This window comes from Pseudooceanicola sp. HF7, assembly GCF_011806405.1.
GTDB lineage: Bacteria > Pseudomonadota > Alphaproteobacteria > Rhodobacterales > Rhodobacteraceae > Pseudooceanicola.
On record NZ_JAATOW010000046.1, the window covers coordinates 1 to 24,335 of the forward strand.

Here is a 24,335-nt window from a genome sequence, read left to right on the forward strand (position 1 = left end):
CCGGTGGCCCCGACATCGCGCCCGAACAGGTCATCGCCGCCGGTGGCGCCGATGTTATCACCACCTGGATGGCCGCCGCCCTGGCCGCGCGGGAACGGGGCGTGGGCCTTGTGAACATCGCCCAGCCGTTCAAGACCGGCGGTCTGCAACTGACCTGCCTGAAGTCCTCTGGCATCGAGACGCCGGAAGATTTCCCGGGCAAGACGCTGGGTGTCTGGTTCTACGGCAACGAATATCCCTTCTACGCCTGGATGGCCTCTCTTGGTCTTGCGACCGATGGCTCCGAAGGTGGCGTCAACGTGATCAAGCAGGCCTTCTCTGCCGATCCGCTGATCCAGGGCCAGGCCGACTGCATCTCCACCATGACCTACAACGAATACGGCCAGGTGCTGGATGCGGGGATCTCTGAAGACGAGCTGGTGAACTTCAACTATCTCGAAATGGGCTTCGGGATGCTGGAAGACGGCCTGTACGTCATGGAAGACAAGCTGGAGGATCCGGAGTTCGTCGCCTCGATGGAGAAATTCGTCGCGGCCTCGATGAAGGGCTGGAAATACGCCGAGGAAAACCCTGCCGAAGCCGCCGAGATCGTGCTGGAATTCGACGAGACCGGCGCCCAGTCCCTGGAGCACCAGGAATACATGATGGGTGAGGTCGCCAAGCTGACCGCAGGCTCCAACGGGGCGCTGGATCCGGCGGATTACGACCAGACCGTGGCCACGCTGCTGTCTGCCGTGTCCCCCGACAATCCCGCGATCACCGAGGAGCCGGAAGGCGCCTACACGCTGGAGATCTCGGACGCCGCGCTGGACTGATCCGACCCGCAGGAACGAACAGGAAAAGGCCGGGAGCGCATCCCGGCCTTTTCTTTTGTGCGGCTTATGCGGTGCTATGGGGCGGGCTGCCTGCGCCAGCCTCCTGACGGTCAGGCGGCGCCACCTTCGGCGATCTGCACGGTGGAGGGCAGCCAGGGGTAATCGTCTGTATCCACGGCTGTGGTGATCTCTTGCAGCAGGCCGCGCAGCTCTGCGGCCAGGCGCGCCGGCACGTCCTCCAGCAGGCCCTTGCGGGCGGTCAGGGTGATGCGCCGGGTCAGCGGCGGGAAGGGCAGGGCATAGGTATCAAGCCGGTTGAGCAGGGGCCGGGCCCGCAGCAGCGCGAGCGGCGGCAGGATGGTCCAGCCCGCGCCGCCATGCACCATGGCCAGGATCGCGTGGTAGCTGTCCAGTTCGAAGCGGTGATCCAGCTTCAGGTTCTGCTGGGCCAGGTGGGTGGCGATCAGCCGGCCCATGTAATGGCGCGTGGTGTACTGGATCATCGGCATGGTCTTGAGCTGCGCCAGAAGGTCCCGCGCGGGATCCACCGTGCCACGCCGGGTGGCGACCACAAAGCCTTCGGTCAGGATCGGGTGGGTCTCTGCCCAGGCGGGGGCTTCGCCCATCTCTGCGGCCACGACGATATCAAGCGCCTGGGCATCCAGCTGGTCATGCAGGGAATGGCTGGCCCCGGTTTCCAGCAGGAAGCGGCAATCGGTCAGCAGGCCGGCCATGCGCGACAAGAGGCGCGGGGTTACGTCCGCCTCGAAATCCTCGATCACGCCCAGGCGCAGGCGGGTCAGGGCGGGACCATCCGCCAGCGCCAGTTCGGCGCGGGCCTGCGCGGCCTCGTTCAGGATGGATTCCGCGCGCCTGCGAAAGGCCTCTCCGGCGCGGGTCAGGGTCATGGGGCGGGCAGAGCGGTCCAGCAGCTCTGCCTCAAGCGCGGTCTCAAGGTTGGTCAACTGCTGGGACACGGCAGAGGGGCTGGCCCCGAGCCGTCGTGCCGCCGCCGTGATGGAGCGTTCATGGGCGGTGGCGACGAAAACCTCGATCCCCCAGAGGGTGATCCGTCCGGGGCTGCCGGTCATTGCACCGTCAGCTCAGCTTGTTCAGTTTCTGCTGAAGCTCGGCGAGCTGCTTCTTGATGGTATCCAGGTCATCCTTTTCGGACGAGGACGGGGTGCCGGGGGCGCCACCTTCGGCGCCGGGGCCGCTCCAGTTGCCGGAAAAGCCGCCTGTCATCGCCTTGATGAAGGCTTCCTGCTGCGCCTGCATGGTGTCGAAACCGGGCATGCCGGCCATGATCGGATTCACGGTCTTCATGTTCTCCATCATCTTCGACTGCCCGTCGCGCAGCATCTCGAAGGAGGCCGCCAGGAACTGGGGCACCACGGAGCCGGTGGCAGAGGTGTAGGAGCGCACGAGATCGGTCAGAACATTCAGCGGCAGGACGTTCTCGCCCCGGCTTTCGTGTTCCGCGATGATTTGCAGAAGATACTGCCGCGTCAGGTCGTCGCCGGACTTGAGGTCCACGATCTGGACTTCGCGGCCTTCGCGGATGAAGCCCGCGATATCTTCGAGGGTCACGTAATCGCTGGTCTCGGTATTATAGAGCCGACGGGACGCATAGCGTTTGATGAGCAATGGGGCGTGAGTATCAGCCACAGGTCTTTACCTCCCGAACATGCAGCGCTGCAGTGCAGCCTAAGGCACAGTTTCCCAAATTGGAAGTTTTGTAAAACGGTTTGTAAAACATTGCCCTGTCACGAACTTTGTCCACGTGCAGCCGCAGCGTTGCCATCCGCGACCGTAGGGAAAAGCGCGGGGCTAGGCGGGAAAGGCCGGGGCCTTATCTGAAAAGAGATCCCCCAAACGAAATAGGACGGGTCCGAAGACCCGTCCCTGCTGATCGCGCCCCGAAGACTTTGGGGAGGAATAATTGGGGCGCTGAAATAGCGTCAGCTTCAGCTGGTTGCCTTCTTGGCAGCCGCCGTGGCGTCGTTGGTGGCTTTCTTGACCGCGGCGGAGGCCTCTTCGGTCATGTCCTTGCCGGCTGCCATCATCAGCTCGACCGTGTCGGTCTGCACTTTCTTGGCGATCTCGGCGAAGGAGGCCAGGTTCTCTGCGGACATCTCTGCATAGGCAGAGGCGAAGTCGGTCATTGCCTTGGCGTAGTCGGCCGGCTCGGACTTGGCCTTGGAGAGTTCGGCCATCTTGCCGAGCGTTTCCTTGGTCCACTTGGAGGAAAGCTCTGCGGATTTGCCGGCAGCGTCCAGAGCCACGGAAGAGAGCTTTTCACCCAGGTCGGCCTGAGTCTTGAAAGCTTCGTCCATGGAGGAGGTGTCCACGGGGAAGGCGCTCATGAAGTCTTTCATGATCGAATTGAAATCTTGGGTCTTGGCCATTGGTCCATCCTCTTCTGGCTTCGGTAGCCCCGCCTCAGCAGGGCAAAGTCTGATTCTTCGTCTGCCATGAGTATGTATGCTGCGGTGCAGCAAATCAAGGTTTTTTCTGCACCGCAGCAAAAAACTTTCCCAAGGGCAACTCAACCGGGGGATGTGGGGCGGATGGACCGGCCATTTCCGACCGATCCATCAACTGCCCGAAACGCCTTGATAATCGCGGGTGATCAGGCGGGCAGGGGCGCGGCGGCATAGGTGCCCGGCGCGGGGCACAGTGCCGGGTGGGTGGCATCGCCGGGCTGGCGGGCGGGCACCAACTCTCCTGATCTTTCGGCCAGCCAAGCGCCCCAGCGGGGCCACCAGGTGCCGGCGGTGAACTCTGCCCCCTCCCACCATTCGTCGGGGGTGTCGGGCAGGGCCTCGTTCACGAAGTGGCCGTATTTCTTCTTGGACGGCGGGTTCACGATCCCCGCGATATGGCCCGACTGGGAGACGATGAAGCTGCGATCCTGCGAGCCGGTCTTCAGGAAACCGCGATAGGCGGTGCGCCAGGCGGCGATGTGGTCCGTCTCACACGTGATCGAGCAGATGGGCACGGTCACGTCAGAGATATGCAGGCGCTCGCCGAACAGCTCCAGCCCTTCGGTGACGAACTTGTTCTTCTGGCAGAGGTTGCGCAGGTACTGGACCGCCATGCGGGCGGGCAGGTTGGTGCCGTCGCCGTTCCAGAACAGCAGGTCGAAGGCCGGCGGGGATTCCCCCAGCATGTAGGAGCGTATGGCGGGCTGGTAGATCAGGTCATTGGCCCGCAGGAAGGAGAAGGTGCGCGCCATGATGTGACTGCGCAGGATCCCGGTCTCTTTCGCTTCTTCCTCGATCCCGTCGACGAAATCATCCTGCAGGAAGGGCGTGAAATCGCCCTGGTCGGAGAAATCGGTCAGCGTGGTAAAGAAGCTGGCGGATTTCACCGAGGTATCGCCGCGCTTCTTCATCAGCGCCAGCGTCAGGTGCAGCGCGGTGCCGCCGATGCAATAGCCCACGGCGTTGACCTGGTCCTGCCCGGTGATTTCCTTCACCTCGCGGATCGCGGTCAGGAAGCCGTCCTCTATGTAATCCTCAAGCCCGATATCGGCATAGGAGGCATCGGGGTTCACCCAGGAGACCACGAAGAGCGTAAAGCCCTGCTCGGTGATCCAGCGGATGAGCGAGTTCTTCTCTTTCAGGTCGAGGATGTAGAACTTGTTTATCCAGGGCGGGAAGATCAGCAGCGGCGTCGCATGGACCTGTTCGGTGCGCGGCGCATATTGGATCAGCTCCATCATGTGGTTGCGATAGACGACCTGGCCTTCGGAGGTGGCGATGTTGCTGCCCAGTTCGAAGGCGCTGTCATCGGCCAGCCGCACGATCATCTCACCGTGGTTGTGTTCCAGGTCCGTGACCAGGTTCTCAAGGCCGGTGACCAGGCTTTCGCCATCGGTCTCGATCGCGCGTTCCAGGGCATCGGGATTGGTGGCCAGGAAGTTGGTGGGGGCCATCATGTCGACGATCTGCTGGGAAAAGTAGCGCAGGCGCGTCTTTTCGACCGAACTCAGGTCCTCTGAATCCTCGACCGCATTGGTGATCGCGCGGGCGTTCAGCTGGTACTGCTGCTTGATGAAGTTGAAATAGGGGTGGGTCTTCCAGAGCGCATTGCGGAAGCGGGGATCTTCCGGGCCGTCGTCCTCTGGCGCCTGGATCTTGCCTTCGGCCAGGGCGCTTTGTGCCTTGAGGAAATGCTGCACGGAGGCGCCCCAGTATTCCAGCTGGTGTTCGAAGATTCGCGCCGGGTTCTGCATCATTTCCGCCCAGTAGGCGGTGGCCGCCTTGGTGAAAAGCGTTGGATCGGGACCCTGCAAAGAGGGGCGCGCGGGGTGACGTTGCTGTAGTGCAGCAAGAAAACGCTGTGTCAGCGCATCGAGCTTCTCAAGGTTTTCGCTAAGTTTTTCTAGGTTCTTGCCGTCTTCAGGCAGCTTTCCTTCAGTCTCTTGTGTTGTCATATCAATGATTCCCCCCTACTTTCTGCTTTGCAGCATATTGCGTGCCGGTCCCCGGTCGCTTCATGCGGCGGCTCCGTCCGGTCGGGTTTTGACCCGATCCGGGGCGGGGATCCCCATCAAGGAGACACAGATGCGTTTCACTGGAAGCTACGATCTTATGGAGACGATGCGCAACACGCAGCAGTGGATGGGTGCATCTGCGCTGAGCTTTGCTTCTTATCCTGCCTTTGCACTGATCCCGAACCCGGCGTTGACGATCATGTCCGCCTGGGGCGAGGTGACGGAACGCGCCTACAAGCGGATGGTGACCAAGCCGGGTTGGGGAATCCACTCGGTCGCCTGTGACGACGGACGCGATCACCTGGTCTCTATCGAGAAGGTGATCGAGCGTCCTTTCGGCGACCTGATCCATTTCGAGGTCCAGGGCCGTGCGACGAAGAAGCGCAAGGTGCTTCTGGTGGCGCCCATGTCGGGGCATTACGCGACCCTCCTGAGGTCCACGGTGATTTCGCTGCTGCCCGATTGCGAGGTTTATATCACGGATTGGCACAATGCCCGTGATATCCCGGTCAGCGAAGGCAAGTTCGATATCGAGGATTATACCCTCTATGTCGTCGATTTCATGAAAGAACTGGGAGCGGACGTGAATGTCATCGCGGTCTGCCAGCCCGCGCCGCTGGTGCTGGCCGCGACCGCCTACCTGGCAGAGATCGATCCCGATGCGCAGCCCAGCACGCTGACCCTGATCGGCGGGCCGATCGACCCTGACGCGACCCCGACTGAGGTGACGGACTTCGGCAACCGGGTCTCCATGGGGCAGCTGGAGCATTCGATGATCCAGCGCGTGGGCACCAAGTACAAGGGCTACGGGCGCAAGGTCTACCCGGGCCTGCTGCAATTGCAGAGCTTCATCACCATGAACCTGGACCGCCATGCCAAGGCCTTTTCGGAGCAGATCTTCCGGGTGGCGCGCGGCGAGGCGTCCGATAGCGATCCGCACAACCGCTTCTATGATGAATACTTGGCGGTGATGGACATGACGGCAGAATTCTACCTGTCCACGGTCGAGCGGATCTTCAAGGACTCCGAGATCGCCTCCAATACCTTCACCATCAACGGGCACCAGGTTGATATCGGCAAGATCACCGACGTGGCCGTGAAGACCGTGGAAGGCGCGAATGACGATATCTCTGCGCCGGGCCAATGCGTGGCCGCGCTGGACCTGCTGACGGGCCTGTCGGATGACAAGAAGGCCAGCCACCTGGAACCGGGGGCGGGCCATTACGGCATCTTCGCCGGCTCTTCCTGGCGCAACAACATCCGCCCGCTGGTGCTGGAGTTCATCGACCAGAATGCTGGCGATGCGGAGCCGGATGCCCAGACGCCCAAGGCCAAGGCCGCGCGCCCCGCGAAGGACAAGGGCAAACCGGCGCTGAGCGCCGTGAACTCCTGATCCCGTCCTATTCTCTTGCAAGGGCCCCTGCATCGCGGGGGCCTTTCGCGTTTGGGGCAGCGTTGCGGTTCAGATCAGCAGGGAGGCCGCGCCTTCCAGCCGCAGCAGCTGCACTTTCGTCTCCACCCCGCCTTCGCCGGAAAAGCCGCCCAGGCTATTGGCGCCCAGCACGCGGTGGCAGGGAATGATGATGGGGATGGGGTTGGCGCCACAGGCCTGTCCCACGGCCTGTGCGGGCACGCCCAGCTCTTTCGCCAGATCACCGTAGGTGCGCGTCTGCCCGAAGGGGATGGCGCGCATCAAGGTGCAGACGCAGGTGGTCAGCGCGCTGGCCTGAACCCGCAGGGGCAGGTCGAAGTCCTGGCGCTCTGCGGCGAAATAGGCGTCAAGCTGCGCGGTGGCCTCTGCCAGCAGGGCGGTGGTGCCGGTTTCGGGCCGCGCGCGCCAGGAGGTGCCGGTCAGGGCGCCGTCCTCTTCGCTCAGCCAGAGCGGGCCGGTGGGCGTGTCATGGCGAATTGTCGGCATCTTTCCGGTTCCGGTGCTGTAATCCCGCGCCGTTGCAGCGGCATGGTGTTGGTTTCTTGACATCTTTCATGCCAGATCGCGGCCCGGCTGTCGCGGGCCGATCCCCGCGGACCCCCCCCATCTGACACGGAATCGCATCACCATTTAAGATGGCGGTAAGACTCGTGACCAAGACTGAAACGGCGCCTAGTTCCTATTAACAGATGAAGACATCGGATGGAGCGTGCCAGATGACCGACCTACTTCTTGCTGCCCGACCCGTGACCCCGACAGAGATGCGGGCTGTCCCGGTGAACAAGGAGGCTGTCCAGACAGCCTTGCACGACCCGTCCGGGGATATGCCCCCCGTGCAGGCCCCTGATGAGCTGGAGCGATCCGGCCTGCAACCGCTGCCCTTTCCGGAGCGGCGGCCACTGGTGGTCTTCAGCACGGAGGAGGACGGCGCGGCGCACCCCCTTGCCCTGCGGGTCAGCCACGGTGAGGCGATGTCGGCCTTCACGATCAGCCAGCCGTCCCGGGTGGACCCGATGAGCCTGTTCCAGGGGCTTCTGGCCCAGGCCGCCCAGACCGGGGTGAAGGCGGGCACCACGGCGCGGCTTTACGTGCTGGTACAGCAGATCTCTTCCGTGATGAACGGTGCGCAGCAGAGCACGGTGAACTGACCGCCCTGGCAGCGGTGTCATCCCGGGACTGAGCTTTCCTCGATCCCTCGCGCGGGCGCGGCGCGTCCTGCACGCCTGAGCGCGATACAAGAAAACCCCCGCCGGTCATGGCCAACGGGGGTTCTTGCGTTTCAGCTTTCGCCCCTTTCCCCGCGCCGGTGCGGCAGGGGGCAAGGGGGCAGATGCCTCAGGACGAGAGGGCTTCTGCCTCTGTCAGGGCGGTGTCGCAGCGCCCGCAGACCCCGTCATGGGCATGGGTGCCCACGTCCGGCAGGATCTTCCAGCAGCGCTGGCATTTCTCACCCTCGGCCTTTTCGAAGACCACGCTGACGCCGGGGATCTCCGGCAGGCGGAAGGCCTCTTGCGGGGCCGGGTCGGCGGTCAGCGACAGGCCGGAGGTGATGCAGATATCCTCGAATGCGACGGACTTGAGCGCCGCCAGCATCTCCGGATCCTCGATATGCACGACCGGCGCGGCTTCGAGCGAGGCGCCGATGACCTTTTCCGCCCGTTGCAGTTCCAGCGCGGCGGTAACGACGCGACGGGCCTGGCGCACCATGGCCCATTTCGCCGCCAGCTCCGGGTTGGCCCAGCTGTCCGGGGTGGCCGGGAAGTCCTGCAGGTGGATCGAGCTGTCATCGCCGGGGAAGCGCTCCAGCCAGACTTCTTCCATGGTGAAGACCAGAACCGGCGCAAGCCAGGTGGTCAGCCGGTGGAAGAGCAGGTCCAGCACGGTGCGGGCCGCCTTGGCGCGGTCCGTGTCCCCGTCGCAGTAGAGCGCATCCTTGCGGACATCGAAGTAGAAGGAGGACAGCTCCACCGTGGCGAAGTTGAACACGGCCTGGAAGACGCCCTGGAAATCGTAGGCGCGGTAGCCGTCGTTCACGACCTTGTCCAGCTCGGACAGGCGATGCAGGACCCATTGTTCCAGCTCCGGCATGGCCTCTGGTGCCATGCGGTCTTCTTCGCGAAAGTCGCCAAGACTGCCCAGGATGAAGCGCAGGGTGTTGCGCAGGCGGCGGTAGCTGTCTGCCACGCCCTTCAGGATCGTGTCCCCGATGCGCTGGTCGGCGGTGTAATCCGCCTGGGCCACCCAGAGACGCAGGATATCCGCGCCGTATTGCTGGATCACCTTCTCCGGCAGGATCGTGTTGCCGAGCGATTTGGACATCTTGTTGCCCTTCTCGTCCAGCGTGAAGCCATGGGTGACCACGTTGCGATAGGGCGCGCGGCCCAGGGTGCCGCAGGCCTCAAGCAGGGAGGAGTGGAACCAGCCACGGTGCTGGTCGGTGCCCTCCATGTAGACATCCGCGATGCCGTCTTCCGACCCGTCGGCACGGTCGCGCAGCACGAAGGCATGGGTGGAGCCGCTATCGAACCAGACGTCGAGCACGTCGAAGACCTGTTCATAATCGTCCGGGTTGGCGGCATCCCCGATGAAGCGTTCCTTGGCGCCGTCCATGTACCAGGCATCCGCGCCCTCGGCCTCGAAGGCCTCGGTGATGCGGGCGTTGACGGCCGCGTCGCGCAGCAGGAAGTCCGCATCGGTGGGCAGGGCACCCTTCTTGACGAAGCAGGTCAGCGGCACGCCCCAGGCGCGCTGGCGCGACAGGACCCAGTCGGGGCGCGACTGCATCATGGAGTGCAGGCGGTTGCGGCCGGTTTGCGGGGTGAACTTCACCAGCTCGTCGATGGAGGTCAGCGCGCGTTCGCGGATCGTTTCACCGTAGGTGTCCTGACCGTCACCCACCTTGCGGTCGATGGCGGCGAACCACTGCGGCGTGTTGCGGAAGATCACCGGCGCCTTGGAACGCCAGGAATGCGGGTAGGAGTGCTTGATCTTGCCGCGCGCCAGCAGGCCGCCGACCTCTGTCAGCTTGGCGATCACGGCGGCGTTGGCATCGCCTTCCCAGCTGCCGTTCTTGGGCTTGGCGCGCAGGATGCGCTTGCCGCCGAAGAAGGGCAGGGTTTCGCGGAAGGAGCCGTCATCCATCACGTTATAGGTGATGACCTGTTCCAGCATGCCAAGGCCACGGTAGAGCTCGTATTCCTCCATCCCGTGGGAGGGGGCGCAATGCACGAAGCCGGTGCCTTCGTCGTCGGTGACGAAATCGGCGGCGCGGAAATCGCGGGCGTCATCCCATTCGCCGTTCGCGCCCTCGGCCCCGGCAAGCGGGTGGCTGAGGGACATGGCGGCAAGCTGGTCCGCGGTCACGTCGCTGACGCGGCGGTACATGCCCTCTTCCAGGCGGGCGCGGCTGAAGACGTCCTTGGCCAGCTTGTCCGCCAGCAGGAAGCGATCGCCGACGCTGGCCCAGCATTCCTCTGGCGTGTCGGTGACCTCGTAGAGCCCGTAGGAGAAATCGGCCCCGAAGACGACAGCCTTGTTGGAGGGCATGGTCCAGGGGGTGGTGGTCCAGATCACCACGTAGGCGCCCATGAACTTGGCGCGCGCGGCCTCGACGGCCTCCACCACGGCCTGGCGGGATTCGGCGCTTTCTTCCTCGTCAGAGCTTTCGGTCGCGCCGGGGGCGAAATCGGTGACCTTGAACTTCACCCAGATCGTCGGGCTTTCCTTGTCGTGGTATTCCACCTCGGCCTCGGCCAGGGCGGTTTCCTCGACCGGGGACCACATCACGGGCTTGGAACCCTGGTAGAGCGTGCCGTTCATGAGGAATTTCATGAATTCCTCTGCGATGACGCGTTCTGCGTGGAAGTTCATCGTGAGGTAGGGATCGGCCCAGTTGCCGGTGATCCCCATGCGCTTGAACTCGTCCCGCTGGATGTCGACCCAGCCTTCGGCGAACTTGCGGCATTCCTGGCGGAAGTCGACGACGTTCACCTCGTCCTTGTTCTTGCCCTTGGCGCGGTACTGTTCCTCGATCTTCCATTCGATGGGCAGGCCGTGGCAGTCCCAGCCGGGCACGTAGCGCGCGTCATGGCCCATCATCTGGTGCGAGCGCACGATCATGTCCTTGATCGTCTTGTTCAGCGCGTGGCCGATGTGCAGGTGACCGTTCGCATAGGGGGGGCCATCGTGCAGCGTGAAGGGCGTGCGCCCCTCTTTCTCGCGCAGGCGGTCGTAGATGCCGATGTTTTCCCACCGTTCCAGCCAGCCAGGCTCGCGCTTGGGCAGGCCAGCGCGCATGGGGAAATCGGTCTTGGGCAGGTTCAGGGTTTGCTTGTAGTCAGGCGTTTCGGCGCACATGTATCGCGGTCCGTTCAATTCGTCACAATGTCGGAGGAGGGGCGGCGCGCAGTCACATACGCCTTGTCCCGGCAGCTCGGTCTCAGAGCGCCGGGCATGTAATTCGAATGATGATGGCGTTGGCTCTGGTCATCATGGCCGCGCTTATACGCTGCCGCCTTGCCAGCGTCCAGAGGCGGTGTTGGCACGGCTCTGTCCGCGGGGTGCCGGCGCGTTTGGGGCGCAGGCGCGCGCGCCGCGCCCTTGTCCGCTACTTCTCTGCCTCATCCCCCTTGCTGAACAGGCCGGAGAGGGAGGACTGGATGATCCGCGTCACGCGCGGGCGGCGCGCCGGAGAGAAGGGGATGGGCCGGCAGACTTCCATCGCGGCGACGCCGACGCGGGCCGTGAGCGCCCCGTTCACCACCCCTTCGCCGAAGCGGCGGGACAGGCGCGCCAGAAGGTTGCCGCCCAGGATCGAGCTCAGCATGTCATCGCCCATGGCGACGGCGCCGGTGGCGACAAGGTGGGTCATCACCGCCCGCAGCAGGCGCAGGCTGCCCAGCGTGCCCGAACGCCCGCCGTAGATCTCTGCGATGCGGCGGATCATGCGGATGTTGGAGGTCAGCGCGGCAAGCACATCGGCAAAGGCCAGCGGCACCAGCGCGGTGACGGTGGCGACCTGGCGGGCGGCGGCTTCGACCTCTCTTCGCGCGGCGCGGTCGAGGGGCGACAGAAGCTCCGTTTCGGCAAGGGAGAGAAGGGCCGAGGCATCGAACTGCTCGTCCTGCCGGCTGCGGAAGGTCTCCATCTGCCACTTGAGTTCGGCGCGCCCCGCGTAGAGCGCGCCGAGGGATTTGGCCATGGCGCGGGCCTTGGGCAGATCGGCCTCTGCCAGGGCTTCCGTCGCCTGCAGTTGCAGCCGGTCGATCCGGGCAAGCCGGGCGAAGGCCGTGGCTTCCTTGATCAGGATGGCCAGGAGCACCAGCAGGAAGGCTGCCAGCAGGGCGGCGACCGCATAGCCCAGCACGGGTGTGGACAGGATCAGCCCGGTGACAAAGGTCCAGGCGGCGGTGGAGATGGCCACGGTCAGCAGCGCCCCCAGCAGCCCCCAGAACCACCGTGCAAGCCGCGAGCCCCGGCGCGCGGTGAGCAGCGCGGCGGTCTGCATGGCGCTGCCCCGGGTCGCGGGGTGATCCTCGGGCACCGGCGGCGCGCTGTCGGGCGAGGGGGCGGGGCCCTCCATGTCGATCAGGACGGGGCCTGAGCGGGGAGCTTTGTCGGGGCCATTGCCCGGTGTGTCGTTCATGCGGCCTCCGTCTGGCGGCTGGGGGCTGTCCAGAGCAGCAGCAGCTCCGGCAGATGTTCGTCGTTGCCCCGTCCATCGCCCCAGGCGGCGGGGGTGAACCCTTCGCAAGCATAGAAATGGCGGGCGATATGGGCGGCCTCGTAGGTCCAGAGCGACAGGCTGGGCGCCCGCGCCTTGGCATCCCGCAGCAGGCGGCGGCCATGGCCGTGGCGGCGGGCGCGGGAATGGACGTAAAGCGCCTGGATCACGGTGTCGTCCCGGGCGATGAAGGCGCAGGGGCCCTTGGCATCGCGGATCAGCCGCACCGCGCCGCGCTTGATCAGGCGGGCGATCAGGGTCATGTCCTGGATCTTGCCCCGCGCCGGGGGCAGCCAGTCCGCCTGCCCGGTGAAATCCCACAGGATGCGCGCCAGGGGCAGGGTATCGCGCAGGCGCGCCTGGAGGATTTCCGGTTCCGCGCTCACAGCTTGTCCCCGATCAGGAACTGGGCGGCGCGGTCCAGGCGGATATGGGGCGGCCCTTCGCCGGGCTTGAGAGAGAGCCGTGCGGGGGCGAAGTTCATGATCGAGTAATCGCCATCCAGCCAGCTGTCGCCGGCCAGGTGGCCGCGGGTGATCCGCGCCGGATCCTCGGGCAGTTCACCGGGGTAAAGCGCCACCTGGCGGCCATCGGGCAGCAGGCCACGCACGGCCTCCAGCGCGCGCCCGTCGTGGCGCAGGATCTCTTCGGTGGTGCAGCGCAGGGCGGCGATCGACAGCGCCTGGGTGCGCGCTCCGGCAAAGTTCGCGCGAGAGGCGGCCGAGGTCACCAGCGCCTCCATGATCGCCGTCAGCCGGCCGTGCTGGGCATGGTGCAGGTGGTCCGCCTTGGTCGCGGCAAAGAGGATCTTTTCGACCCGCTTGCCCAGCAGGAGCCGCGACAGCCAGGCGTTCTGGCCGGGGCGGAAGGCGCTGAGCACGGCCTCAAGCCCCTGGTTCAGATCGGCCACGGCAGCAGGCCCGGAATGGATGGCGCTGAGCGCATCCACCAGCACGACCTGGCGGTCGATCCGGGCGAAGTGGTCGCGGAAAAAGGGCTTTACCACCCGGGCCTTGTAAGCCTCGTAGCGGCGCTCCATCTCGCGGTAGAGACCCCGGCGCGCAGGGCTGGCCTGCGGTGGCAGGGGGGCAAAGGTCAGGACCGGGGATCCCTCCAGGTCACCGGGCAGCAGGAAGCGCCCCGGCGTGACATCGGAATAGCCCGCCTGGCGCGCGCCCTGCAGGTACTCCGTGTAGAGCCTCGCAAGGGTCTGGGCCTGAGGTTCCTCCCAATCGCCATCGGGTGCGGCGCGCGCGCAGGCCATGAAGTCCCGGGAAAGCGGGCGGCTTTCGGCGCGCGACAGCACCTCTTGCGACCACTCGGCGTAGCTCTTCTCCATCAGGCCCAGGTCAAGCAGCCATTCGCCGGGGTAATCCACGATATCAAGATGCACGGTGCGCGGCCCGGTCACACCGCCCAGCAGGCCAGAGGGGCGGATGCGGAACGACAGCCGCAGTTCGGAGATGGAGCGCGTGCTTGCCGGCCAATGGGGCGCAGGGCCGGTGAGCGCCCCCAGGTGGCTTTCGTATTCGAACCGGGGCAGCGTGTCGTCGGGCTGGGGTTGCAGGTAGGCGGCCAGGATCCGCCCTTCGGCCTGCGCCGCCAGCTGCGTCATGCGGGCCCGGTTCAGAAGGTTGGAGACCAGCGAGGTGATGAACACCGTCTTGCCGGCCCGCGCCATGCCTGTGACGCCCAGCCGGATCACCGGCTCGAAGAAGGTTTCGGACAGGCTGTCGCCCACGCTCTCAAGCTGCCGGGTGACGCCATCTGCCAGGTTGGTAAGTCTCAGATCCAAAAGGGGTTCCGCTTCCGCTCGGAGGGGTTGAGTTCATAGATAGAGGTGCTGCGCCGGGTTTCCAAGTTCTCAGGCTTGCCGCAGGGCGGGGGATTCCGTAGATGCAGCCCATGCCCAGGTTCGCGATGCAGATCGAATATCACGGCGCCCCCTTTGCCGGTTGGCAAAGGCAGGCAGATCAGCCCTCTGTCCAGGGGGCGATCGAAGCTGCCCTGGCCAAGCTGGAACCGGGCCCGCATACGATCGCGGCGGCCGGGCGCACGGATGCCGGGGTGCACGGGCTGGGGCAGGTCGCCCATTGCGATCTGCAAAAGCCCTGGGATCCTTTCCGCCTGTCAGAGGCGCTGAATTTCCACCTCAAGCCCGCGCCGGTGGCGGTGGTCGCCGCCGCGCAGGTCGATGAGGACTGGCATGCCCGGTTCTCGGCCCTGGAGCGCCGTTACCTCTTCCGGCTCCTGATGCGCAGGCCACCGGCCACGCACCAGGCCGGGCTGGTCTGGCAGGTCAAGCAGGAGCTGGACATCGCCCCCATGCGCGAAGCGGCCAAGTCGCTGATCGGCCTGCATGATTTCACCACTTTCCGTAGCACGATCTGCCAGGCGAAGAGCCCGGTGAAGACCCTGGACGAGATCCGCATCGAAGAGGTCGCGACCCCCGGCGGCCCGGAACTGCATTTCCACCTGCGCGCCCGCAGCTTCCTGCACAACCAGGTCCGCTCCATCGTCGGAACGCTGGAGCGCGTGGGCGCCGGCGCCTGGCCGCCCGAGCGGGTCGGCGCGGCGATTGAAGCGCGGGACCGCGCGGCCTGCGGGCCGGTCTGCCCGCCCGAAGGGCTTTACCTGGCAGGCGTCGGCTACCCGGAAGATCCCTTCGCCTGAAGGGGCGCTGCCCCCATCCCCTGCGGGGATTCCCCCGGAGTTTGCTGGCAAGAAGAAGCACCGGCGTGGCGTTTTCTTCTTGCCGAAAAACTCCCGCCGGAGGCCTGCACTGCCCTGACAGAAAGCGCGAGATCGGCCTTTGGGCGGACGGGTTAAGCACGTCTTGCGGGACCGCGCGGGGGTATTGGGGACCTCAGGGGGCGAATCGGCGGCAAGTGCTTGGTTAATGAGGGCAAAGGCTGCATCTAGGCGCGTCTGTTTTACGTCGGTATCGCGTCGGTATGACGTCGGTGCGAACGTCGGTATCTGACGTGGTTAAGGGAGCGCGCGGTGCCCGCGCAGCAAACGCCCTGTCCGCGCGGGGAAGGGCGCTTGCTTGTCTGGGGCGCGGGTCAGGTGCCGTAGGCGCGGGTGTCGCCCATGACCTCTTGCGCGGCGGCGATGAGGGCATCGGCCACGACGTCGCATTCGCTGGTGGTCAGGCGCGCGGGCAGGCGGCAATCGCAGGCACGCATCAGCATGGCGCGGGTCGCGGGCAGTTCTGGCAGGTCCGGGATGAACTGCCAGTTCCAGAAGGCGCGAGCGTTGTCGGTGGACATGCCGAAGACCTGCACCTTGACCCCGAGGCGGGCGGCGGCGGCCTGGAAGGCCAGGGTGTTCTCGTCGCTCAGGCCCACTAGGTTGAATTGCAGCGAATCCGGCGCGCGCTCTTCCTGGGGCAGTTTCGCGGGGACGGTCAGCCAGGGGCTTTCCTCGATCCGGGCGGCGGTGTGATCGTGATTGCGCCGACCGTCGCGCACGCGGCGGGGGATTTCCGGCAGCTGGGCGCGGATGATCGTGGCCGACATGTTGGAGAGCCGCAGGTTGTAGAGCGGCAGCTGGTTCTGCCAGCGCTGCAGGGCCTGCACCAGGTCGTCAGAGTTCTCTCCGCGCCGGGCCTTGTGCTTCTTCCACATGTGTTCATAGGCGCCGGACATGATGATCGCGCGGGCGACCAGGTCCGCGTCATCGGTGATCAGGATCCCGCCTTCGCCGGCATTGACCAGCTTGTAGCTTTGGAAGGAGAAGCAGCCGATCTGCCCGATCGTGCCGATGTTGCGCCCGCGCCAGGTGGTGCCCAGGCTATGGGCCGCGTCTTCGACCACGGGGATGCCGCGCTGATCGCAGAGCGCCATGATCCGGTCCATGTCCGAGGTATGGCCGCGCATGTGGGAGATGATCACCGCCTGCACGTCGTCCAGGCGGGATTCGAAATCGGCGATATCGATGCGGTAATTCTCGCCCACTTCGCAAAGCACGGGCCGGCAATCGGCGTGGACCACGGCAGAGGGCACGGCGGCGAAGGTGAAGCCGGGCAGCAGCACCTTGGCATCGCGGGGCAGGTCCAGCGCCTTCAGCGACAGGAAGAGCGCGGCAGAGCAGGAAGAGACCGCCAGGGCGTAGCGCGTGCCCATCATCTCAGCGAATTCGGTTTCAAGCAGGGTGACCGGCGCGTCTTCGGGCGCGGTGTAACGGAAGAGGTCGCCGGTTTGCAGCAGCCGCTCGATCTCTGCCCGGGCGGATTCGGGAATGGGCTCTGCGTCATAGACATTCGGCGGCAGGGTCATGATCTTCGGCTTTCCTGAAAGGTCTTTTCGGGAAAGCTAACGTATTGCGCCGGCAAGGCCAAATGAAAATTGGGTGACAGGCGGGGAGCGGCCGCGGGGGGCGGCCGGTCGGTTTTTTCGTCAGGGAGGGGGGCGCGCAGCCGGGCGGGTCAGATGCCCAGCCGGTCGCGCAGGGAGAACCAGGTCATCGCCAGGGCCAGCAGCGGCATCCGCAGGGCGGTTCCGCCCGGGAAGGGCGGGGTGGGCATGCGTGCCATGGTGTCAAAGCCCGCGGCATCGCCGGTGATGGCCAGCGCCATCAGCTCGCCCGCATGGGTGGCCGTGCCCACGCCGTGGCCGGAATAGCCCCCGGCGCTCAGCACGTTGGGCGCCAGCCGCGCCACGTGGGGCGCGCGTTTCATCGTGATGCCAAGCGTGCCGCCCCAGGCGTAGTCGATCCGCACGTCCTTCAGGTGCGGATAGATCTGGGTCATCGGCTTGCGCACCTTTGCCGCGATATCGTCGGGGAAGCGGTAGCCGTAGCTTTCGCCGCCCCCGAAAAGCAGCCGCTTGTCCGGGGTCAGGCGGAAGTAGTTCACGACGAACTTGCTATCGGCCACGGCGATGTCCTGGGTCAGCACGCTGTCGGGGTCTTCCAGCGGTTCGGTCACGGCGATGAAGTTGTTGATCGGCAGCACCCGGCGGGCCGGTTCGTGGTGCAGGCCGGTCAGGTAGCCGTTGCCGGCCAGGATCACGTAATCGGCGGTGACGCGCCCCTTGGGGGTGGTGACCACCGCCGGCTGGCCGGGCGCGAGGGACAGCGCCTCTGTCCCCTCGTGGATGGTGACGCCGGCGGCCACGGCGGCGCGGGCCAGCCCCAGGGCGAAGTTCAGCGGATGCAGGTGGCCGGCGCCGTGATCCAGGATGCCGCCGTGATAGGCCGGAGAAGGGCAGATCGCATGGGCGGCCTCGGGCGAGAGCACGTCGATCTTGTCATAGCCGTAGCGGCTGGACAGGTGCCCGGCATAGTCGTGCAGGTGGCGCATGTCAGAGGCAGAGCAGCCGGTCCAGGCGACGCCGGGTTTGAGGTCGCAGTCGATATCGTGCTTTTCGACCAGGTTGCGCACAAGGTCCTTGGCGTCTTCCGCCAGCTGCCAGAGCTTCGTGGCGTCCTCCTGACCAAGCCAGCTTTCCAGGTCGTCCTGGTAGGGTCGCTGGCCGGAGCCGAGCTGGCCGCCGTTGCGCCCGGAGGCGCCGAAACCGATGCGCTGCGCGTCCAGCAGCACCACCTTGAGCCCCTGTTGCGCCGCGTGCAGCGCCGCCGACAGCCCCGTGAAGCCGCCGCCGATCACGCAGAGATCGGCCCGCGCTTCGCCGTCCAGCTCCGGGAAGGGGGGCAGCGGGGTGGCCGTGGCAGCGTACCAGCTGGAGGGATAGGCGCGGGGGGCGTCATTGGCGTAAAGGAGTTTCATGTCTGTCTCGGCTGATCGGCTTGGGGACACAGGGCGGGGCCTTGAGGCGGCAGGCTGCCGCCGGGACGATGCGCGGCGCAGACTGGGCGCGGCCTCTCCGCCAGGCGCGGGAGGCGCAGCCGACGACGGGCGTTGTCCCCCTCGATGGGGGGCACGCGCGTGGCGCCGGCTGCGGGGGTCATGCGTTCAGCAGCAGGTGCTCGCGTTCCCAGGGAGAGATGACGGAGAGGAACTCGTCATACTCGGTGCGTTTCACGATGGAATAGACGCGCAGGAATTCCGGGCCCAGCACCTCTGCCAGGGCGGTAGCCTCGTCCATCTGGTTCAGCGCCTCGCCCAGGGTGCGGGGGAAATCGCCGTCCCCTTCATAGGCATCGCCGCGGAACTGCTTGTCGGCGCGTTCCTCGCGCATCAACCCCAGGTAGCCCGCCGCGAGAGAGGCCGCGATGCCGAGGTAGGGGTTGCAGTCCATGCCGGCGACGCGGTTTTCCACGCGCCGGGCCTCGGGCGAGGAGATCGGGACGCGGATGCCGGTGGTGCGGTTGTCCCGGCCCCATTCCAGGTTGATCGGGGCGGCGTGGTCCTTCACGTAGCGGCGGTAGGAGTTCACATAGGGCGCCAGCAGCGGAATGCATTCGGGCAGGTGCTGTTGCAGCCCGCCGATGAAGTAGAAGAAGGCGTCCGTTTCGCCGCCCTGGGGGCCGGTGAAGATGTTCTTGCCGGTGTCCAGGTCCAGCACCGAGTGGTGGATGTGCATGGCGCTGCCCGGTTCGCCCTCGATCGGCTTGGCCATGAAGGTGGCAAAGCAATCGTGGCGCAGGGCGGCTTCGCGGATCAGGCGCTTGAAGTAGAAGACCTCGTCCGCGAGCTTGACCGGATCGCCGTGGCGCAGGTTGATTTCAAGCTGGCCGGCGCCGCCTTCCTGGGTGATGCCGTCGATCTCGAAGCCCTGGGCCTCGGCAAAGTCGTAGATGTCGTCGATCACGGGGCCGAATTCATCCACGGCCGTCATGGAATAGGCCTGGCGGGCGGCGGCGGGGCGGCCCGAGCGGCCCATCATCGGTTCGATCGGCTTGGCCGGGTCGACGTTGCGCGCGACCAGGTAGAATTCCATCTCCGGCGCGACCACGGGTTTCCAGCCCTGTTCCTCGTAAAGCTTGCAGACGCGCTTGAGCACGTTGCGCGGGCTGAAGGGGATCGGGCGGTCCTTGCGGTCATAGGCGTCATGGATCACCTGCAGCGTCCAGTCGCCGGTCCAGGGGGCGGCGGTGGCGGTGCTGAAATCGGGCTTCAGGATCATGTCCGGTTCGATGAAGCCTTCATCCCCGGCCGCGTCGGACCAGTCGCCCGTGATGGTCTGGAAGAAGATCGAGTTGGGCAGGTGGAAGTAATCCTGGCGGGCGAACTTGGTCGCCGGCACGGCCTTGCCGCGGGCGATGCCGGGCAGGTCCGCGATGATGCATTCCACCTCGTCCAGGCGGCGGTTCTCCAGGTAATCCTGGGCGGATTGCGGGATCCGGGTGGTCCAGTCGTCAGTCATGAAAGGGTGCCTTTGAAGAGCGCGGCCATGCGGTCGGCCTCGGCCTGGGAAGTTGTGGGGGTGTCGACGGTGTCCTGGGCCGCGGCGATGAGATCGGGCGGCACGACCCCCGGCGCACGGGTGGCCAGCAGAGAGGCGATGGCCTGGGCGGTGAACTCGGGGTGGGCCTGGACCGTGTAGATCTGGTTGCCGTATTGCAGGGCCGCACATTCGCAGAAGGGCGAGGAGGAGACCTTGCGCGCGCCCTCCGGCGGGCGCGTCACCTGGTCCTGGTGCCAGGCGTTGAGCGTGGCGGACCCGGTTTCCCCGTCATAGCGGGTGGAGCCCACGGCCCAGCCGCCCGGGAATTTCTCGACCTTGCCGCCAAGGGCCTGGGCGATGATCTGGTGCCCGAAGCAGACGCCCACCAGCGGGCGGCCCGCATCGCGGATCGCACGGATCAGGTCTTCGAGGCGGGCGATCCAGGGCAGGTCCTCGTAAGCGCCGTGGCGCGAGCCGGTGATGAGCCAGCCGTCGCAGTCCAGGGGACCGTCCGGGAATTGGTCATCGACCACCGCGTAGGTTTCGAAGCTGAAGCCATGGCCATCAAGAAGCCGGGCGAACTGGGCCGGGTAATCGCCGAGGGTTTCGCGCATGTCGTCCGGCGCGTGGCCGGTCTGCAGGATGCCGATTTTCATGAAACACCGATTGTTGTGCCGCGAGGGTAGAGGAGCGAGGAGAGGGGAGCAAGGGGGAGCGAAAGGCGCGAAGCCGCAGCTTTGCAAACCCCTGAAGGAGTGGCTTTGCAAACCCTTGCGCCAGGGGCCTGACCGACCGCCTGCCGCCAGCGGCGCGCGGCCTCCGGCGGGAGTTTTCCGGCAAGAAGAAGGGGATTTGCAGGGAATGGGCGCAGGGTTTGCACGGGGATCAGACCGTTTCCAGGTAGACCATCCAATGTTCTTCGGGGGGCAGGTCCGCCAGCCGCCGGATTTCCTGGCGCTTGGTCATCGTGAAGTTGGTGATGAGCTCCGGCGTGAAGATGCGGGCCATGATGGGATCGGTTTCGAAGCGATCCACGGCGCTTTCCCAGTCCGGCATCAGGCGGGGCAGATCCAGGTCATAGGCGCTGCCGGTGATCGGGGCGGGCGGCTCCAGCCCGTCTTCGATGCCGGCCAGGGCAGAGCCTAGGATGCCGGCCAGAACGAGGTAGGGGTTGATGTCGCCGCAGGCCACGCGATGTTCGATGCGCCGCGCCTTGGGCGGACCCGAGGGGATGCGGATGGCCGCGGTGCGGTTTTCATAGGCCCAGCAGGCGCCGGTGGGCGCATGTGCCCCGGGGGCGAAACGGGCATAGGAATTCTCATGCGGGGCCCAGAGCAACGTGCCCCCGGGCATGCCCGCCAGGCAGCCGGCGACCGCATTGCGCAGCAGGTCCGTGCCCCTTGCGCCGCCATCGTCGAAGATGTTGTTGCCGTTTTCGTCCAGCACGGAGAAATGCACATGCATCCCGTTGCCGGCATCGTTTTCAAAGGGCTTGGCCATGAAGGTGGCGGCCATGTCGTGACGCCGTGCCATGCCGCGCACCAGCGCCTTGAAGAGCCAGGCGTCATCGGCAGCCGCCATGGCATCGCGGTGGGCCAGGTTGATCTCGAACTGGCCGAGGCCGGCTTCGGAACTGGCCGAATCCGCCGGGATGTCCATGGCATCGCAGGCTTCGTAGAGGTCGGTCAGGAAGCTGTCGAAAGCATCCAGCTGGCGGATCGAGAGGATCGCATTGCCGAAGACGGGCCGCCCGGAGATCGGGTTCTGCGGGGCAGACAGCTGGTGGCCGGTGTCATCGACCAGGTAGAATTCCATCTCCACGGCGGCCTGCACCGTCCAGCCGCGAGCGGCGTAGCGGTCCAGCACCCGGCGCAGCGCATGGCGCGGGTCGCCGGCAAAGGGGGTGCCGTCATCGTGGAACATCCACATCGGCACCATCGCGGAGGGGCTGTCGAGCCAGGGCATGGGCACCGGGCCATGCTCGGTGGGTTTCAGCACGCCATCCTCATCGCCAGAGGCGAAGACCAGGGGGCTGTCCTCGATATCGGCGCCCCAGATGTCGACGTTGAGGACGGAAAGCGGCATCCGGGAGCCTTCTTCGTCCAGCTTGTCATAGGAGGCGCGGGGCACGCGCTTGCCGCGCATCTGGCCGTTCAGATCGCTGGCGGCCACGCGGAAGGTGCGAAAATGATCAAATTGCATGTCTTGCTCAATTCGGGTCTCTGCATTGGGGTGGGGCTTGGGTCAGGGGACCTCAGGCCCAGGGAGGACGCGGGCAAAGCCGCTTGAATGCAGGGGTATCCGGGCAAAGATAGGCCTTCCGAAGCCGGGGCGCGCTGTGGATGCGGGCCGGGACCGGGACGCCTGCCAAGGCAGGGTAAGGGCGCCGCGCGGACGCCTGGAGGGGGATCTTGCAAAACATGATCAAATTTTCTGATGCCGCCATGTTCTCAGCCCCGGCGGCGGTAGGCAAGCCCTTCCTGCGGAAATTCGCGCGCTGGGCCGCTTTCCGGTGGGGCAGGCGGCAGGGCTTGGGCGAAATAGGCGGCGCCGGGGATCCTTAGCAGGCGCCGGACGCCGATCAGGGAGCGCTCTGCCGGGGAAATGTCCAGCCGTGCAGCGCAAGGCGCGGCGCGGATCGGGGGCGTGGCCCGCACCTCTCCCGCGGCGACGGCCCGGGCAGAGACCACATGGGACAGGAGGCCCTCAGCGCCGTCAGGCGGTGCCTTGCGCCTGGTGCCTGGCACGGGCGCTATCGGGGTCCGAGATGCCTAGCAGGCTCACCACGACCCGCAGCAGCGCGTCTTCCTCGGCCTCGCGCTCACCATCGGCCAGCGCCACTTTCCACAGCGCGGTCACCACGGCCAGCCGATCCTCGTAGGCCACGGTATCCTTGATCGCCCGGGTGAAGCGCACCGTATCGGGGGCCTCGCGCTCCAGCTTTTCCGCGCTCTGCATCAGTGCTTCGCACGCAGTGGCGTCCAGGTCGTAGCGAGTCGTCAGGATCCGCGCGATGGTCTCGCGTTCGGCGGTTTCATAGACACCATCGGATTGGGCCACGCGCACAAGCAGCGCGGCAAGGGCCAGGCGGGCATCGCCATCGGTGAGCGGTTCGGGGCGCGGGGCCGTGAGGCGGCTGAGAAATTCCGAGATCATGCCACCATATAGACAGGGATTTTCCCGCCCGCCAATCCGCAAAAAGGTAAAGACTTCGTCAACGCCGCGCGCGCCGGGTCCTTCAGGCGCGCGCGGCCTTGCGTCTTCTTCTTGCCGAAAACCTCCGGGGGAGGCTCGCGCAAGCGAGACGGGGGCAGAGCCCCCGGACCCGAGACGCCAGGAAGACCCACGGCGGCCTGGAAAGGCTCAGTATTTCGAGGGAACGTAAAGCTCCGGTGGCAGGACCGAGCGTTCGTAATCGCGGTTGTAGACCCTGTCCGGCAGGGTGACCTCTTCCTGGGGGACATCCTCGTAGGGCATGAGGGACAGCAGGTGGTCGATGCAGTTCAGACGGGCGCGTTTCTTGTCATTGGCGGGCACGATGTACCAGGGGGCTTCGGGAATGTTGGTGCGCGCCAGCATCTCTTCCTTGGCCTTGGTATATTGCTCCCAGCGGACACGGCTTTGCAGGTCCATCGGAGAAAGCTTCCATTGCTTCAGCGGATCGTGGATGCGCATCAGGAAGCGCATCTGCTGTTCCTCGTCCGTCACGGAGAACCAGTATTTCACCAGCCGGATACCGGAGCGCACCAGCATCCGCTCGAATTCCGGCACGTCGTCGAAGAACTGTTGCACCTGGTTCTCATCGGCAAAGCCCATGACCCGCTCGACCCCGGCGCGGTTGTACCAGGAGCGGTCGAACAGAACGATCTCTCCCCCGGCGGGCAGGTGCGGCACATAGCGCTGGAAGTACCATTGCGTCTTTTCACGATCCGAGGGCGCGGGCAGGGCCACGGTGCGCACCACGCGGGGATTGAGGCGCTGGGTCAGGCGCTTGATCACCCCGCCCTTGCCGGCGCTGTCACGGCCTTCAAAGATCACCACGACCTTCTGGCGGTGATGCACCACCCAGTCCTGCAGCTTGATCAGTTCGGCCTGCAAGTGCAGCAGGGAGCGGAAATATTCCGGGCGCGGGATCGAGGGGCCATGGGCCTTGTTGTAGATCTCGCGGATCTTCATCGACAGGACGGCATCTTCCAGCTCGATCTCGTAATCCTCGTCAAGCTCGTCGCGCAGCTCGGCTTCCAGCCAGTCATCGGAATGGGAGAGATCGTCTGCGGACATGTAGCTTCCTTTCGGGATTTGCGGAACGCACGGGTCTTGACCCGCTGGCGGGGCGCCAGGGGCCATCACTTGGAACGCGGCCCTTATGACAGGCGATTGTGACAGTTTTGCGCAGACTGCCAAGGGGGCTTCGCGCGATTGCAGACAGCAGACGGGGGCGGCGCTGGCCCCCGTGCCGGGGACCTCGCCCCGCCCACTGTCCCCGGCGGTTAACGCCGTCTTGCGGGGCCGCGCGCAAGGAGGGCGTGCCCGGGCGGGGCGAATCGCCGGGTTGGTCTTGTTAACAAGGGGG

General features: G+C 65.7%; 20 protein-coding genes. 4 read left to right on the forward strand and 16 right to left on the reverse strand.

Annotated features, from left to right (window positions below):
* Window positions 1-815: ABC transporter substrate-binding protein (locus HCZ97_RS18505; protein ID WP_167690597.1), on the forward strand; the 815-nt coding region annotated here is incomplete at its 5' end.
* Between the two features lie 110 nt (window positions 816-925).
* Here the strand turns inward: HCZ97_RS18505 and HCZ97_RS18510 are convergent.
* From HCZ97_RS18510 to HCZ97_RS18525, 4 genes are all read right to left on the reverse strand, one after another.
* Window positions 926-1,906, reverse strand: coding sequence for a LysR family transcriptional regulator (locus tag HCZ97_RS18510; RefSeq protein WP_167690598.1), 981 nt, complete (start codon window positions 1,904-1,906; stop codon window positions 926-928).
* Window positions 1,907-1,913: 7 nt separating this feature from the next.
* Window positions 1,914-2,483: a polyhydroxyalkanoate synthesis repressor PhaR gene (gene phaR, locus HCZ97_RS18515; protein ID WP_167690599.1), complete on the reverse strand. Its 570-nt coding sequence runs from the start codon at window positions 2,481-2,483 to the stop codon at window positions 1,914-1,916.
* A 299-nt stretch (window positions 2,484-2,782) separates the two neighbouring features.
* Entirely contained in the window at window positions 2,783-3,223 is a 441-nt protein-coding gene (locus tag HCZ97_RS18520; protein WP_167690600.1) for a phasin family protein, read from the reverse strand.
* 224 nt (window positions 3,224-3,447) lie between these two features.
* Entirely contained in the window at window positions 3,448-5,256 is a 1,809-nt protein-coding gene (locus HCZ97_RS18525) for an alpha/beta hydrolase (protein WP_167690601.1), read from the reverse strand.
* Window positions 5,257-5,386: 130 nt separating this feature from the next.
* On the opposite strand from HCZ97_RS18525, the gene phaZ reads away from it, so the two are divergent.
* A complete protein-coding gene (phaZ, locus tag HCZ97_RS18530) occupies window positions 5,387-6,709 on the forward strand; it encodes a polyhydroxyalkanoate depolymerase (RefSeq protein WP_167690602.1) in 1,323 nt (440 codons plus the stop codon).
* Between the two features lie 69 nt (window positions 6,710-6,778).
* Here phaZ and HCZ97_RS18535 read toward each other — a convergent pair whose 3' ends face one another.
* Complete coding sequence (locus HCZ97_RS18535) at window positions 6,779-7,234, reverse strand: methylated-DNA--[protein]-cysteine S-methyltransferase (protein ID WP_167690603.1); 456 nt, start codon at window positions 7,232-7,234, stop codon at window positions 6,779-6,781.
* A gap of 230 nt (window positions 7,235-7,464) precedes the next feature.
* Between HCZ97_RS18535 and HCZ97_RS18540 the strand changes: the two genes are divergently transcribed.
* Window positions 7,465-7,896, forward strand: coding sequence for a hypothetical protein (locus tag HCZ97_RS18540; RefSeq protein WP_167690604.1), 432 nt, complete (start codon window positions 7,465-7,467; stop codon window positions 7,894-7,896).
* Window positions 7,897-8,083: 187 nt separating this feature from the next.
* Here the strand turns inward: HCZ97_RS18540 and ileS are convergent, their stop codons facing one another.
* The 4 genes from ileS to HCZ97_RS18560 all read right to left on the reverse strand — a co-directional run bounded on the left by ileS (window position 8,084) and on the right by HCZ97_RS18560 (window position 14,259).
* On the reverse strand, window positions 8,084-11,104 hold the full coding sequence (ileS, locus tag HCZ97_RS18545; protein WP_167690605.1) for an isoleucine--tRNA ligase: 3,021 nt from the start codon (window positions 11,102-11,104) through the stop codon (window positions 8,084-8,086).
* 250 nt (window positions 11,105-11,354) lie between these two features.
* Window positions 11,355-12,392: a YcjF family protein gene (locus HCZ97_RS18550; RefSeq protein ID WP_167690606.1), complete on the reverse strand. Its 1,038-nt coding sequence runs from the start codon at window positions 12,390-12,392 to the stop codon at window positions 11,355-11,357.
* Window positions 12,389-12,856: a GNAT family N-acetyltransferase gene (locus tag HCZ97_RS18555; protein WP_167690607.1), complete on the reverse strand. Its 468-nt coding sequence runs from the start codon at window positions 12,854-12,856 to the stop codon at window positions 12,389-12,391. The genes HCZ97_RS18550 and HCZ97_RS18555 overlap by 4 nt, the downstream gene beginning before the upstream one ends.
* Window positions 12,853-14,259, reverse strand: a complete 1,407-nt coding sequence (locus HCZ97_RS18560; RefSeq protein ID WP_167690622.1) for a YcjX family protein — start codon at window positions 14,257-14,259, stop codon at window positions 12,853-12,855. Before HCZ97_RS18560 ends, HCZ97_RS18555 begins: the two co-directional genes overlap by 4 nt.
* 116 nt (window positions 14,260-14,375) lie before the next feature.
* On the opposite strand from HCZ97_RS18560, the gene truA reads away from it, so the two are divergent.
* Window positions 14,376-15,143 (forward strand): tRNA pseudouridine(38-40) synthase TruA, encoded by a 768-nt coding sequence (gene truA, locus HCZ97_RS18565; RefSeq protein ID WP_167690608.1) that lies wholly within the window; start codon window positions 14,376-14,378, stop codon window positions 15,141-15,143.
* A gap of 392 nt (window positions 15,144-15,535) precedes the next feature.
* Here the strand turns inward: truA and HCZ97_RS18570 are convergent, their stop codons facing one another.
* From HCZ97_RS18570 to ppk2, 7 genes are all read right to left on the reverse strand, one after another.
* The gene (locus tag HCZ97_RS18570; protein WP_167690609.1) at window positions 15,536-16,750 is read right to left on the reverse strand and encodes a DegT/DnrJ/EryC1/StrS aminotransferase family protein; all 1,215 of its coding nucleotides are present in this window, start codon (window positions 16,748-16,750) and stop codon (window positions 15,536-15,538) included.
* A 149-nt stretch (window positions 16,751-16,899) separates the two neighbouring features.
* Complete coding sequence (locus HCZ97_RS18575; protein ID WP_167690610.1) at window positions 16,900-18,201, reverse strand: FAD-binding oxidoreductase; 1,302 nt, start codon at window positions 18,199-18,201, stop codon at window positions 16,900-16,902.
* A 178-nt stretch (window positions 18,202-18,379) separates the two neighbouring features.
* Complete coding sequence (locus tag HCZ97_RS18580; protein WP_167690611.1) at window positions 18,380-19,741, reverse strand: glutamine synthetase family protein; 1,362 nt, start codon at window positions 19,739-19,741, stop codon at window positions 18,380-18,382.
* Window positions 19,738-20,418 (reverse strand): type 1 glutamine amidotransferase, encoded by a 681-nt coding sequence (locus HCZ97_RS18585; protein WP_167690612.1) that lies wholly within the window; start codon window positions 20,416-20,418, stop codon window positions 19,738-19,740. Before HCZ97_RS18585 ends, HCZ97_RS18580 begins: the two co-directional genes overlap by 4 nt.
* Window positions 20,419-20,647: 229 nt before the next feature.
* Window positions 20,648-21,964: a glutamine synthetase family protein gene (locus tag HCZ97_RS18590; RefSeq protein WP_167690613.1), complete on the reverse strand. Its 1,317-nt coding sequence runs from the start codon at window positions 21,962-21,964 to the stop codon at window positions 20,648-20,650.
* A gap of 513 nt (window positions 21,965-22,477) precedes the next feature.
* Window positions 22,478-22,918 (reverse strand): TerB family tellurite resistance protein, encoded by a 441-nt coding sequence (locus HCZ97_RS18595; protein WP_167690614.1) that lies wholly within the window; start codon window positions 22,916-22,918, stop codon window positions 22,478-22,480.
* A 207-nt stretch (window positions 22,919-23,125) separates the two neighbouring features.
* A complete protein-coding gene (gene ppk2, locus HCZ97_RS18600; RefSeq protein WP_167690615.1) occupies window positions 23,126-24,043 on the reverse strand; it encodes a polyphosphate kinase 2 in 918 nt (305 codons plus the stop codon).
* Window positions 24,044-24,335: the final 292 nt, after the last annotated feature.